At 67.6% G+C, this 13,279-nt stretch carries 12 protein-coding genes and 1 tRNA gene; 8 read left to right on the forward strand and 5 right to left on the reverse strand.

From position 1 onward, the window contains the following. Positions 1 to 2: 2 nt before the first annotated feature. From G6N67_RS03830 to G6N67_RS03845, 4 genes are all read left to right on the forward strand, one after another. Entirely contained in the window at positions 3 to 620 is a 618-nt protein-coding gene (locus G6N67_RS03830) for a GntR family transcriptional regulator (RefSeq protein WP_063835167.1), read from the forward strand. 178 nt (positions 621 to 798) lie between these two features. Then, positions 799 to 2,256 (forward strand): MFS transporter, encoded by a 1,458-nt coding sequence (locus tag G6N67_RS03835; RefSeq protein ID WP_230021797.1) that lies wholly within the window; start codon positions 799 to 801, stop codon positions 2,254 to 2,256. A gap of 19 nt (positions 2,257 to 2,275) precedes the next feature. Further along, complete coding sequence (locus G6N67_RS03840) at positions 2,276 to 3,202, forward strand: ABC transporter substrate-binding protein (protein ID WP_051579075.1); 927 nt, start codon at positions 2,276 to 2,278, stop codon at positions 3,200 to 3,202. Continuing rightward, on the forward strand, positions 3,199 to 4,176 hold the full coding sequence (locus G6N67_RS03845; RefSeq protein ID WP_036438172.1) for an ornithine cyclodeaminase family protein: 978 nt from the start codon (positions 3,199 to 3,201) through the stop codon (positions 4,174 to 4,176). The genes G6N67_RS03840 and G6N67_RS03845 overlap by 4 nt, the downstream gene beginning before the upstream one ends. A 39-nt stretch (positions 4,177 to 4,215) precedes the next feature. On the opposite strand, the gene G6N67_RS03850 is transcribed toward G6N67_RS03845, so the two are convergent. From G6N67_RS03850 to G6N67_RS03870, 5 genes are all read right to left on the reverse strand, one after another. Further along, positions 4,216 to 4,291, reverse strand: a tRNA-Ala gene (locus tag G6N67_RS03850). A 55-nt stretch (positions 4,292 to 4,346) separates the two neighbouring features. After that, positions 4,347 to 5,393, reverse strand: coding sequence for a divisome protein SepX/GlpR (gene sepX / locus G6N67_RS03855; RefSeq protein WP_036438174.1), 1,047 nt, complete (start codon positions 5,391 to 5,393; stop codon positions 4,347 to 4,349). Between the two features lie 244 nt (positions 5,394 to 5,637). After that, complete coding sequence (locus G6N67_RS03860) at positions 5,638 to 6,291, reverse strand: GNAT family N-acetyltransferase (protein WP_036438175.1); 654 nt, start codon at positions 6,289 to 6,291, stop codon at positions 5,638 to 5,640. 2 nt (positions 6,292 to 6,293) lie between these two features. Then, complete coding sequence (glp, locus tag G6N67_RS03865) at positions 6,294 to 7,553, reverse strand: molybdotransferase-like divisome protein Glp (RefSeq protein ID WP_036438177.1); 1,260 nt, start codon at positions 7,551 to 7,553, stop codon at positions 6,294 to 6,296. Positions 7,554 to 7,598: 45 nt separating this feature from the next. Continuing rightward, positions 7,599 to 8,534: a UTP--glucose-1-phosphate uridylyltransferase gene (locus G6N67_RS03870; RefSeq protein WP_051579076.1), complete on the reverse strand. Its 936-nt coding sequence runs from the start codon at positions 8,532 to 8,534 to the stop codon at positions 7,599 to 7,601. 39 nt (positions 8,535 to 8,573) lie between these two features. Here G6N67_RS03870 and G6N67_RS03875 point away from each other — a divergent pair, with 39 nt between their 5' ends. From G6N67_RS03875 to G6N67_RS03890, 4 genes are all read left to right on the forward strand, one after another. Continuing rightward, positions 8,574 to 9,161 (forward strand): 5-formyltetrahydrofolate cyclo-ligase, encoded by a 588-nt coding sequence (locus tag G6N67_RS03875; protein ID WP_036438180.1) that lies wholly within the window; start codon positions 8,574 to 8,576, stop codon positions 9,159 to 9,161. 19 nt (positions 9,162 to 9,180) lie between these two features. Further along, positions 9,181 to 10,422 (forward strand): PucR family transcriptional regulator, encoded by a 1,242-nt coding sequence (locus G6N67_RS03880; protein ID WP_036438181.1) that lies wholly within the window; start codon positions 9,181 to 9,183, stop codon positions 10,420 to 10,422. A gap of 129 nt (positions 10,423 to 10,551) precedes the next feature. Further along, entirely contained in the window at positions 10,552 to 12,372 is a 1,821-nt protein-coding gene (locus tag G6N67_RS03885) for an amino acid permease (protein WP_036438183.1), read from the forward strand. Continuing rightward, positions 12,369 to 13,256: a universal stress protein gene (locus tag G6N67_RS03890; protein WP_036438185.1), complete on the forward strand. Its 888-nt coding sequence runs from the start codon at positions 12,369 to 12,371 to the stop codon at positions 13,254 to 13,256. The genes G6N67_RS03885 and G6N67_RS03890 overlap by 4 nt, the downstream gene beginning before the upstream one ends. Positions 13,257 to 13,279: the final 23 nt, after the last annotated feature.

Here is a 13,279-nt window from a genome sequence, read left to right on the forward strand (position 1 = left end):
CTGTGGCTGAGCCGTTTTCGAGTGTGGAGTCGACAGGTGACGCGATCGCCCACGCGCTGCGCGAGGAGATCCTTGCGGGCCGGCTGGCCGCCGGAGAACGCCTGATCGAGGAAGCTATCGCGAAAAGATATGGGGTATCCCGTATTCCGGTTCGGGAGGCGTTGACGCGGCTGCAGTCCGAGGGATTCGTGACCATCGTGCGCTACCGGGGCGCGACGGTGTCGACGACACTGGTGCAGGACAGCCGCGAGCTCCTGCACATCCGCCGGGGGCTCGAAGTTCTCGCCGCGCAGTTGGCTGCCGAGAATCGTGGCGGTGCGGTCGCCGACGAGCTCGCGGCCATCGCCCACGCGGTCACCGACGACCGGCACGGCACGCCTTTTCACGAGCTCGTGGCGACCGCCTCGGGAAATCGGCAACTGGCCGAACTGTTGTCCAGCGTGAGCCGTCGGGTGCAGTGGAGCCTCGGACACAACCCCGAAGCGGCCACGGATGATCATCGCGTGCTTGCGCTGGCGATCGTCAACGGTTCGGTGGTCCAGGCAGGCTACCTCATGGACGAGCATCTTCGGCGCGACGAGCACTACTTCAACAAGAAGTTCGACGCCAACGAGCCATGATTGTTTAACAATCTGGACCGATTTTTCGCGGATGTAACGTAAACAGCCTGTTCAGAAACGTTCATGAAATAGATTTCGTATACAAATTGCTCCAGTGCGATTGGGGTCAGGGACGACTCGCGATCGGCTCGCCGACGGTTCGCCTGTCGGTGTCAAACCATGAACACCGGAGCCTGCCATGTCCCCCGAACACTCGACCGCTTCACCGGACGTCCATCCCCCGCATCCGACGACCGAACCCGCCTCGTCCCCCGGCCTGACCGCGGCACTCGACCGCATCGGGTTCGGCCGGGTACAGGCCGCGCTGATCCTGCTCTTGATGGCAGGCCTGTTCTTCGACTCACTCGAACAGAACTCCACGGGTGCCATGGGCCCGCTGCTCAAGGAGTCCTTCGGCATCGGCAACGCCGAACTCACCATGATCAACACCGCCACAGTGGTCGGCGGCTTGGTCGGCCGGCTGATCGGCGGCTACATCGCCGACCGCTGGGGCCGGCGTGCCGCGCTGAGCCTCAACCTGCTCGTCTACACCCTTGGCGGCCTGATCAGCGCTGCCGCAGTCAATTACGAGATGCTGTTGGCCAGCCGGTTCATCGTCGGCATCGGCCTGGGAGGTGAATTCACCGTCGGGCTGGCCATTCTCGCCGAAATCGTCGCCACCCGTCATCGCGGCTCATTGCTCGCGACCCTCAACATCTCCTCCGGCGGTGTCGGCAACATCGCGTCGTTCGGATTCTTCTGGCTCGTCCTGGGGCCGCTCAACGGTGCGCTCGGCGGCAACGACACCGCATGGCGCTGGACCTACGTGATCCTGGCCGTACCCGCGGTGCTCGTGGTCTTCTTCCGCCGCTACCTGCCCGAGTCGCCCAGGTTCCTGCTGTCGAAAGGCCGCGTCGACGCCGCCAACGAGAGCCTGACCCGCTTGGCCAACGGCACCATCTACGGGCTCAGAACACCCGGTCCCACAAAGCAATTCGTCACCGCGGCGGATATCCCCGTGATGACCAGGAGCAGCTACCTCGAGGTGTTCAAGGGCCGCAACCTGCACCGCACCGCCGCGATCGGGGCCGCCTCGTGGATGTCGTTCGGCGCGCAGGTCACGCTGCTGTTCCTGATGCCGATCCTGCTCGTGTCCCGCGGCTACTCCCTGGCCGACTCGCTGGCCTTCACGATGATCATGAACATCGGCTCACTGTTCGGGGCGTGCGCCGCGTCGTACCTCGCGGGCAAGGCGCCCCGGCGGCTGACGGTCAGTGTCGCCGCGGTGCTCGGCTGCGTGTCGGCCATCTGCTTCGCGTCGTTCGCCGACACGACCGCGCTGATCCTGACCCTCGGCATGATCTTCCAGTTCTTCACGATGATGCTCAACACCATGCTGTCGGTCTGGTCACCGGAGTTGTTCCCGACGTCGGTGCGCGCCATGGGCGCCTCGGTGGTCAACGGAATCGGTAATGTCGCAGGAGCAGTCATGCCGTTCGCCGCGCTGTTCTTCTTCGACCGCTTCGGTGTCCCGGGCGTGTTCGCGATGATCGCGGTCATGTACGCCCTGCTGGTGGTCGCCGCACGATTCGGCCCCGAGACGTTTGGCAAATCACTGGAAGCCGTCACCGAAGAGCCCGTTCTCGCCACCGCCTGACCCGAGAGGATCCCCAACCATGTTGCAACTCAACATATCCGCCACCGCACACGCCCTGAATTACCTCCCGCAGTACTACGCGGATCAGCTCGGCCTGTTCGCCGACCGCGGGCTAACGGTCAACGCCGAGGCGAAGGATCCGTGGACCGGTGTGCTCGACGATCTCGACACCGGCGCCGCCGACATCGCGCTCGGCGGCCTCTGGGTGCCCGCGATGTACTGGGACACCCCGCGCGAGCTCACGGTGTTCGCCCAGGTCAACCACCAGTTCCCCAAGGCGCTGGTAACCCGCCCTGCCGCACCGCAATTCGAGTGGGCCGACCTGATCGGCCGCACCGTGCTGGCGCCCGGCATCGGCGGCAGCGCCCCGTATGCGTTCACGGCCGGGCTGATTCGGGAAGCCGACGTCGACCCCGCATCGATCACGTTCCTGCGTGACCTGTCGACGCCGATGTTCGTGGAGCTTTTCGAGGCCGGGCTCGGCGACGCCATCGTCACCGACCTCGTCACCGCGGAAGCCATGCAGGCCAGGCGAACCGGCGTCATCGTCAACGAGTACACCCAGACCGGCGGGCTCGGGCCCAACAGCGTCTATTACTGCCGCACCGACCGGTTCGACGAACTGGCAGACCGCCTCGTCAGGTTCACGTCCGCGCTGCAGGAGTCGATGCAGCTGCTCAAGTCGGTCGCGTTGACCGATCTCCAGCCGCTGCTCACCGCGCACTGGCCGGCCGTAGCGGCACCGGTCCTGTCGGCGGCGTGCATGCGGATGCTGCGCTCCCACACGTGGGACACCGTACGCATCGACTCCGCGGCCACCCGGCGATGGATGCGTATCCTGCATCAGGAACGCATGATTCGCGCCGTTCCTCCCGTCGACGAACTGATCGACACCACCGTCGTCGACCAGATCGATCCCGCCGCGGCCGCGGTGCCCCACCGATGACACTGGTGCTGACCCATTCGGAGATCACCGGCCTGATCGACCGCGGTGAGGTGCGCAAGGCGGTCGAGAAGGCGCACGCCGACCTGGCCGCGGGCCGGTTTCAGAACCCGGCACCACGTGCGCTCACGCTGCCCGACGGCGGCGCGGCAATCCCCATGATCGCCACGGGCGATGGCGCCGTGACCGTCAAACTGCTGTGCGACCTTCCCGCAAACCGGGCGCGGGGTCTGCCCACGCAGCGCTCGACGATCGCCATGACGTCAGCCATCACAGGTGAGTGTCTTGCGATCCTCGACGGCCGAGCCGTCACCGCCGTGCGCACCGCGGCGGCCAGTGCCGTCGCGACCGATCACCTCGCCAGAGGGTCTGCATCGGTGCTCGGACTCGTCGGCGCGGGAAACCTGGCGATCGAGCACGCGCGCGCCATCGCGCAAGTGCGCGACATCTCACGGATCGTGGTCTGGTCCCGCCGCGCCGCGACCGTCGACGCGTTCCGCGTTGCGGTCGAGGATCTTTCGATACCGGTCGAGTCTGTGCCTGACGCCGCCGCGGTGGTCGGGGCGGCCGACATCGTGTGCACCCTCACGCCGGCGCGCGAACCCGTCGTCCGCGGCTCCTGGCTGCGCGCAGGACAACACGTCAACGCAGTCGGCGCCCCGCCGCGCCCCGATCATCGTGAGGTCGACTCGCACGGAATGGCACGCGCCCGCATAGTCGTCGACAGCTTCCCCACCGTGATGGCCAAATCCGGTGGCGTACTGCTGGCTATCGCCGAGGGTGCCATCACCGAAGACGACGCCCGCACCGAACTCGGCCAGGTGATCCTCGGATCAGCCGACGGCCGGACGGGCGACGACGACGTCACACTGTTCGAATCCGTCGGCGTCGGGCTACAGGATCTGGCCACGGCCGCACTGGTTCTCGCGCGCGCCACCGAACACGGAGTCGGAACGGTCATCGACTTCGGGGCCTGAGGTCCATAAACCAGAAAACCCCAGCCGAGCTGGGGTTTGTGGTGGAGCTAAGGGGAATCGAACCCCTGACCTACTCGATGCGAACGAGTCGCGCTACCAACTGCGCCATAGCCCCTGATACCGAGAGCACAGGCTACCAGCCCGGGGCCCTCGAACAGAAACCGGCCGGCCTACTGGCCGGAAGCCCGAGGCAGATCGTATTCGCGGGCGAACGGCGCGTAGTCGAGGTGCTCGAAGATGGGATCCTCGTCGTCGATCTCCAGCACCACCGAGCCGGGCCTGCGCAGCCGGGACGGCACCACGTCGAGCTTGTGATCGTCAGTGCTCTCCACGCCCAGCCGCGACCGCATCATGCGTTGCGCACGGCGCCTGCGCAGTTGTTCCTCGATGCGCGTCTGGCGACGCAGGTAGGCCAGGTACAGCACGGTCAGGGTCGCGGCCGTGCCGCACACCCACCACGCCGCCGGGTTGAGCAGGAACGCCGCCGCGGCCGAGCCCACGAGGATGATCGCGAAAACCGCGAGCACACGCTTGCGGAACTTGTACTTGCGAGCGCTGACGGCAGCGGCGGTCTTGGACTCGAAGCGACGCTGCCGCGATGCGCTCAGCGACGTGACGGGTGCTTCGGCCTGATCGTCGTCGGACTCGTCGGCCGACTCGGGCTCAAGGCCCGAGGAATCGTCGACGTATTCGTATTCGTCGGCAGTGCCGTCGGGCTCGTCTTCCGCGACCTCGTCCTGCACGTCTTCGGCTTCGGGTTGTGGCTCGTCGACCGGCGCGGGTTCGGAAACCTCGACCTCGGGTTCTTCGAGATTCAGTGCCAGCTGGTCGGTTTCGGGTTCGGCGTCGGCCACCGCCGTACCGACGGGCAGCGCACCGGAATCCTCTTCGACGATGTCGACGTCGAGGTAGTCGGGCTCGGGCGTCTCGGCCACCGCGGCGGCCACCACGACGGACCGCTCGGGTTCCTCGACCAGGTGGTCGAACTTCTCGTCGAGTTCGTCTTCGGCGGGCTGCCAGTGCGGATCGCTGTTGTGTCCCGCCGCGGGTCCACGGCGCAGTCGCTGCGCGCGGCCGCCGTTGAGCACGCGCGTCGCGAGTGCCACGTCGCTGGTGCGCCGGACCGCGTCGCGCTTGCTGATCAACATCGGCACCAGCACGAACAGCCAGAGCACGACGAGGGAGATCCACAGCAGTGATTGGGGGATGCTTGGCATGACGCCTGCTCCTTTCCCCTCCAGGCTAGGTCTCGCGACCAGCGCATCCGTAGCGGCGCGCCGAGCACAATTACACACCTGTAATTCGCTGGATACAAGCACCAACAGTCACAAATGTCACATCTGTAACACGATCCAGCCTCACTAGCTCCTCGAAATCGACGTAAACGTTGCGCATCGACGCGCGCCACGACATTTACGTCGAATTCGCGGCGCCCGCGTGTCGTCGCGTCGCCCGCGAGGCTCACGTCCAGCTGGCCCGGCCCGTCTTCACCAGGTGCTGCGCCGCGGACTGTTTGAGTTCCTCGACCGTGACGGCCACCAACAGATGGTCACGCCAGGCCCCGTCGACTTCGAGGTACCGGCGCAACAGCCCTTCCTCGCGGAAGCCGACCTTGGCGAGCACCGCCCGGCTCGCCGCGTTCTCGGGCCGCACCGTCGCCTCGACCCGATGCAGCCGCACCGCGCCGAAGCAGTGGTCCAGGCCGAGCGCGAGGGCCGCGGTCGCGATGCCGCCGCCCGTGTGCGCGCTGGCCACCCAGTAGCCGATCCACGCCGACCGCAGCGCACCGTGCGTGACGTTGCCGATGGTCAGCTGCCCGACGAAGTCACCGTCGAGCTCGATCACGTACGGCAGCATGCGCCCACTGCGAGCCTCGGCCCGCAGCCCCGAACAGATGGCCGGCCATGAGGAAACAGCGTGGCGGACATGCCAATCCACGCCGGTGACGGGCTCCCACGGTTCGAGGTGGTCGCGGTCGGCGAGCCTGGCGCGGCTCCACACCGTCGCGTCGCGCAGGCGCACGGGCCGCAACCGCACCACGCCCGACGGCACCCGCAGCGGCCCGACCGGATCCGGCCACCCCGGATGCGCCGCACTGGCCCGAAACAACCCCATCCTCAGCCGCGCTGGGCCAGGAACGCGACGTCGACCGTCTCTCCGGTACGGATCTGCTCGGCTTCGCTGGGCACCACCACCAGACAGTTCGCCTCGGCCAGCGTGGCCAACAGGTGCGTCGACGCGCCGGGGGCGCCACCCAGCGCCTGCACCAGGTATTCACCCGTGTCCTGATCCCGCATCAGCTGCCCGCGTAGGTATCCCGTGCGCCCCGGCACCGAACTGATCGGCGCGAGCGTGCGGGCCTGCACGATGCGGCGCATCGGCTGCCGCTTGCCGAGCGACAACCGGATCAGCGGCCGCACCATCACCTCGAAAACCACCAGCGCGCTCACGGGGTTGGCCGGCAACAGGAACACGGGCACGCGGTCACGGCCCAACTGACCGAAGCCCTGCACCGAGCCGGGATGCATCGCGATGCGAGCGACCTCCATGTCGCCCAGCTCGGAGAGCACCGAGCGGACACTCTCGGCCGCGGCGCCGCCGACCGCGCCCGCGATCACGACGATCTCGTTGCGGTTGACCTGACCTTCGACGGTTTCGCGCAGCTCACTCGGGTTGGTGCTGATGATGCCGACGCGGTTGACCTCGGCGCCGGCGTCCCGGCCCGCGGCCGCCAGCGCGTAGGAGTTGACGTCGTAGACCTGCCCGGTGCCAGGCGTCCGCGACACGTCGACGAGTTCACCGCCAACACACATAACCGAAAGCCGGGGCCGCGGGTGCACCAGCACCCGATCCCGGCCCACCGCCGCGAGCAGACCCACCTGCGCGGGCCCGATGATCGTGCCGGCACGCACCGCGACGTCACCGGGTTGCACGTCGTCGCCGGTGCGCCGGACGTAGGCGCCCGACCGCACACCACGCAGCACCCGCACACGGTTCTGGCCACCGTCGGTCCAGCGCAACGGCAGCACCGCGTCGGCAAGCGTCGGCATGGGCGCCCCGGTCTGTACCCGCGCGGCCTGCCGCGGCTGCAATCGGCTCGGCGTCCGGGCACCGGCCTCGATCATGCCCATCACGGGCAGGCTGATCTCGCCGCCTGCACTCTCGTCGGGGTCGCCGGACTCGCCGACCGCGAGCACGTCGACGCTGCGCACCGCATACCCGTCGATCGCCGCCTGGTCGAAGCCCGGCATGGGCCGTTCCGTCACGACCTCTTCGGCACACATCAGCCCTTGCGCTTCGGCTATGGCCACCCGCACCGGTCTGGGAGCCACCGCGGCGGCCGCCACCCGAGCTTGCTGCTCCTCAACCGAACGCACAACACGCCTTTCCGTCTGCCGGGCCCGACGCGCGGCTTGCTCGCGCTACTGCTGGCTCTCCGGTTCGGCCAGGCCCAATCGTTCGACCAACCACTGCCGCAATTCCGGGCCGTAGTCGTCACGTTCCAACGCAAAGTCAACCGCAGCCTTCAGGTAGCCGCCGGGATTTCCCAGGTCGTGTCGAGCGCCGCGGTGCACCACGACGTGCACCGGGTGGCCTTCCTCGATCAGCAGCGCAATGGCGTCGGTGAGCTGGATCTCGCCGCCCGCACCGCGCGTGACACGGCGCAGAGCGTCGAAAATGGCCCGGTCCAAGACATAGCGGCCGGCCGCGGCGTACGGGGACGGCGCATCGGCGGCCTTCGGCTTCTCGACCATGCCCTTGACGCGCAGCACGTTGGGGTTCGCCGCGTCCGGGACGGTCTCGACGTCGAACACGCCGTAGGCACTGATCGCGTCGCCCGGAACCTCGATCGCGCACAGCACCGAGCCGCCGCGCTTGGCCCGCACCTTGGACATGGTCTCCAGCACGCCGGTCGGCAGCACCAGATCGTCGGGCAGCAGCACCGAGATGGCGTCTTCGTCGGGCCCCAGGCTGCTCTCGACACAGCTGACCGCGTGGCCGAGGCCCAGCGGCTCGGCCTGAACCACAGATTCGACCTTGATCAGTGCGGGTGCCCGGCGCACCTTCTCCAACATCTTCACCTTGCCGCGGGCCTCAAGAGTGCCCTCGAGCACGAGATCCTCGACGAAGTGCGCGACGACACCGTCCTTACCCTCAGAGGTGATGATGATCAGCCGCTCGGCGCCGGCCTCCGCGGCCTCGGCGGCGACCAGCTCGATGCCAGGGGTGTCGACCACCGGCAGCAACTCTTTGGGGACGGTCTTCGTCGCCGGGAGAAAGCGTGTTCCCAGACCGGCAGCCGGGACGACAGCGGTATGCGGAATAGGCACCTCAGGGGCCTTGGAAGGCGTCGTCATCGTTCACACAGTAACGCCCACTCTGAAATGGTGTAGGGCGTGGCCCCACTGACAAAAGCCGAGCTGCGCAGCGGATTACTACGGGCCCGGCGGGCGTTGCCCCGGGCTGTGCGCGACGCCGAGGCCGACGCGTTGCGCGGTTGGCTGCCCGCACTGGTCACGGCCGGGCAGACGGTCTGCGCCTATGTGCCGGTTGGCGCAGAACCCGGCTCCCCCGCCATGCTCGACACTCTGCTGGAAGTCGGTGTGCGCGTACTGCTTCCGGTCTCGCACACCGATGTGAACGGGGTCGGCCTGCCGCTGCAGTGGGGCGATTACGTGCCGGGCACCCTGATCCAGGCCGGGTTCGGGTTGCGCGAACCCGCGCCGCCGTGGCTGCCGACCGAGGCGGTCGGCGAAGCCGCCGTGATCCTGGTGCCCGCGTTGGCCGTGGACCGCGCGGGCGTGCGGCTGGGCCGCGGCGCCGGTTTCTACGACCGCACGCTGGCTGCCGCGGCACCCTCCGCGAAACTGGTCGCGGTCGTGCGTGACGACGAACTCGTCGACGAGCTCCCCGCCGAACCGCACGATGTGCGCATGACGCACGCACTGACCCCGAACCGGGGCTTGGTGTGCCTGAACAGCTGAGTAGTACGACAATCAGCACGTGTCCGCCCCGGTAGATTTCAGCGCGCGCATCCAGCTGATCGTCGATGTCCTCGCGCAGTCCGTGGACCGGGCCGTCCTGCTCGACGACGAAGAGCTCACCCCAATCACGCACAGCCGTCAGCTCGGCGAACTCGACGACGTGCGGGTATACAGCGTCCTGCAGCGGGAGACCCGCGCCGAGGTCAAGGCCGCACTGTTCGACCACGGCATCGGTACCGCATCGGCGGCGCTGTGGACTCCGGCGTTCCCGGAGCACGGGCTCATGCCGCGGTTCTGCGTGCCGGTGCGCTCGGCCGCCGAACGCTTCGGATACCTGTGGATCCTGGATCCGGAGGCCACGCTGTCGGAAGGGGGCCAGCGGCTGGCCGTGACCGCGGGCGCCGACCTGCTGGCCGTGCTCGATCGGCGCAACGCCGCGATGCGGGCGCAGGAATCCGCGCAATACGAGCTGCTGAGCCGGTTGCTCGCGGCCGACACACCCGAGCGCGCCGAGCGGACGCTGCGCGAACTGCAGGCCAGGAACCTGGTGCAACCCGACGCCCAGGTCGGCGTGTTCGTGTTCGAACCCCACGACAAGGCCGATCCGGTCGATCGCAGCATGGCGCTGCGGTTCCGGTTGTCGGCGACCGACCGGTCGGCAACGTGGTTCACCATGACGGGTCCGCCGATGACGGTGCTCGCGGTCACCGCGCCGGCTTCGCAGGATCCCACCGTGGCGGACAGCGTCGTCAACGCCGTCGCGGCCGTGTACGGTGCCAGCCCCGCGATCGGCTCATCCGGTCAACGGCTACCCATAACCCAAGCGGCCCTTGCCTTTCGGCAGGCCAAGCTGGCCCTGACGCTGGCCCAGATCCGGGCCACCGGCGCGCAGGTCTCGTCATGGTCGGAGCTCGGCTCCTGGAAGACGCTGGCCCTGCTGGCCGAGGCGTACGGCACCGCCGAGCTCGGTGGCCTGGTACACCCGGGCGTCATCGGGCTCATCGAACAGGGCCGCGACGACCTGATCCACACGCTCGACGTCTACCTCGCCAACGGCGGCGACGCGCGCCGCACCGCCGAGGAGCTGCACCTGCACCGGTCCTCGCTGTATTACCGGTTGGAGAAGCTCACCGAGGCCATCGGCGGCGACCTCGGCGACGGCGAGATCCGGTTCGAGTTGATGTTGAGCCTGCGGTTGGCGCACTTCGCGAAGCTGTACCGGTCCCGTGCGCCGGTGCCGATCCGTCCGACAGGTGTCTGAACGGGTCGGCCAAATTTCGTACAGGTTCACCCCCAATTTCGCCCACCGGACACCCGTATCGGGCATAGCGTTCCTCTTCTACGAACTTGTGACCTGCCTCACTTCACACGGAAGAGTCGGTGACCGAAAATGGGCGAAGCCCCAGCACTGAAAAAGGCGCTCAGCCAACGACAGTTGACGATGATCGCCATCGGCGGCGTGATCGGCGCCGGCCTGTTCGTCGGATCCGGGGTGGTGATCGGTGCCACCGGCCCAGGCTCGTTCATCACCTATGCGCTGGCAGGCGTGCTGATCATCATGGTCATGCGGATGCTGGCCGAGATGGCGGTGGCCAATCCGTCCACCGGCTCCTTCGCTGACTATGCCCGTAACGCCATGGGCAACTGGGCGGGGTTCTCGGTCGGCTGGCTGTACTGGTACTTCTGGGTGATCGTGGTGGGCTTCGAAGCCATCGCGGGCGCCAAGATCATCCAGTACTGGGTGAGTGTCCCGATCTGGCTGACAGCCCTGCTGCTGTTGATCGCGATGACGGCGACCAACCTGTTCTCGGTGTCGTCGTTCGGTGAGTTCGAATACTGGTTCGCCGGCATCAAGGTCGCGGCGATCCTCGCGTTCATCGGCTTGGGCTCGCTGTACGTCATCGGCCTGTGGCCGCACAAGGACATGGACTTCTCCAACCTCACCGACCACGGCGGGTTCTTCCCGTTCGGGCCCATGGCCGTCACGGTCGGCGTGGTGACGGTGATCTTCTCGATGGTGGGCGCCGAGATCGCGACCATCGCCGCGGCCGAATCGTCCGATCCGGAGCGCGCCGTTGCAAAGGCCGCGAACTCGGTGATCCTGCGTATCGCGGTGTTCTTCGTGGGTTCGGCGTTCCTGCTCGTCACGATCCTGCCGTGGAACAGCGAGAATCTCGCGGCGTCGCCGTTCGTCTCCGCGTTCACCGAGATGGGCATTCCCTACGCCGACCACATCATGAACGCCGTGGTGCTCACCGCGGTGCTGAGCTGCCTGAACTCGGGCATGTACACCGCGTCGCGCATGCTGTTCGTGCTGGCCGCCCGGCGTGAGGCGCCCGCGCAGCTGGTCAGTGTCACGCGCCGGGGCGTCCCGGCGGCCGCGATCCTGACCTCGTCGGTGATCGGCTTCCTGTGTGTGATCGCGGCGGCATTCTCCGAGAAGACGATCTTCGCGTTCCTGCTGAACTCCAGCGGCGCCATCATCCTGTTCGTCTACCTGCTGATCGCACTGTCCCAGATCGTGTTGCGGTACCGCACAGACGGTTCCAAGCTCAAGGTGAAGATGTGGCTGTTCCCCTTCCTGTCCATCCTCACCGCGGTCGCCATGGTGGCCATCCTGGTGCAGATGTACCTGCAGGAGGAGGTGCGCTCGCAGCTGATCCTGAGCCTGCTGTCGTGGGCCGTGGTGATCCTGCTGTTCCTGGCCAACCGGTGGTTCATCAGCCGTCGCCCGCATGTGGAGGGCGTCGCACCGACCACCGCGGCACACCGCGTCCTGGTGCTGGCCAACCAGACCGTGGAATCCAAGGAGCTGCTCGACGAGTTGCGCCGCATCGGCGACGAGAAGGACGCGACCTACTACGTCGTGGTGCCCGCCAGCCCGATCGAAACCGGTGTGGCCGCCACGCACAGTCCGCTGGATGTCTGGGAGGCCACCAAACAGGCTGCGCAGCAACGGCTTGACCACACCCTGACGGCGCTGCGGTCGGAGAACCTCGAGGCCAACGGAGAGCTGGGTGACTATCGTCCGCTGCGGGCGCTGGCGGCGGCCGTCGACGCGTTCCATCCCGACCAGATCGTGATCTCGACGCTGCCGCCAGAGGAATCGGTATGGGAGCGCTTCGACGTCGTCGATCGTGCGCGCACCGATCACCAGATCCCCGTCACCCACGTGGTGGTGCGGGCACACGCCGAGGAACCGGCCTCATGACGATCCTGGCGGCGTTCAGCGCCAGCCGCCACAGCAGCGCTCCCCTACACCTGGCAACCCAGATCGCCCGTTCGACCGGCGACTCGGTGGTGGCGGCCGCGGTGGTGGAGCGGCCGTGGCCGCCCAAGGGTGACCCGGTCGAACAGGAGTACCTCGACTACATCACCACGCAGGCCACCCAGATCCTCGATCGCGCGGTCAGCGCACTGCCGAGCGATGTCGAAATCCCCACGGTGGTACACCAATCCACCTCGGTCCCGAGCGGCTTGCTCGAGCTGGCCGTGGCCCATCAGGCCAACCTCGTGGTCGTCGGTTCATCGTCGGCGGGCCTGCTGGGCCGGGTCGCGCTGGGCAGCGTGACCGAGCGGTTGGTGCACACCGCCGAGATGCCCGTGGCGATCGCGCCGCGCGGCTACTCGCAGAGCGCGGGCCGCATCCGTCGCCTCACCGCGTCATACGGCGGCGAAGCCGATGTCAACGGGCTCATCCCGGCGGCGGCCGAACTGGCCAAGGCCTGGTCGGCGACGTTGCGCATCGTGTCGTTCACGGTCCGCAACGTGGTGGCGTTCGCCGGCGTCATCGAGTCGTCGGCCGAGGATCTCGTCGTCCAGCAGTGGTCGAAGCGCACGTACGACGAAATAGTGAAGCGGCTCAACGAGGTTCGCGAGCGCATGGACGTTCCCGACGTAGACGTCGTGGTGGGCACCGGGCACGATTGGAACTCCGCGGTCCAGAGCGTGCCGTGGGCCGCCGGCGACATGCTGGTGATGGGCTCGGGTGCGGCTGCGCAGACCTCACATGTGTTCCTCGGGTCGGCCGCGGCCAAGATCCTGCGGCACGCACCGGTGCCGGTCATGATCGTGCCGCGCCACCAGCCGACATAGTCCCGCCGATGTGATGCACTTAG

Origin of the sequence: Mycolicibacterium mageritense, from assembly GCF_010727475.1 — a bacterium.
Classification (GTDB): domain Bacteria; phylum Actinomycetota; class Actinomycetes; order Mycobacteriales; family Mycobacteriaceae; genus Mycobacterium; species Mycobacterium mageritense.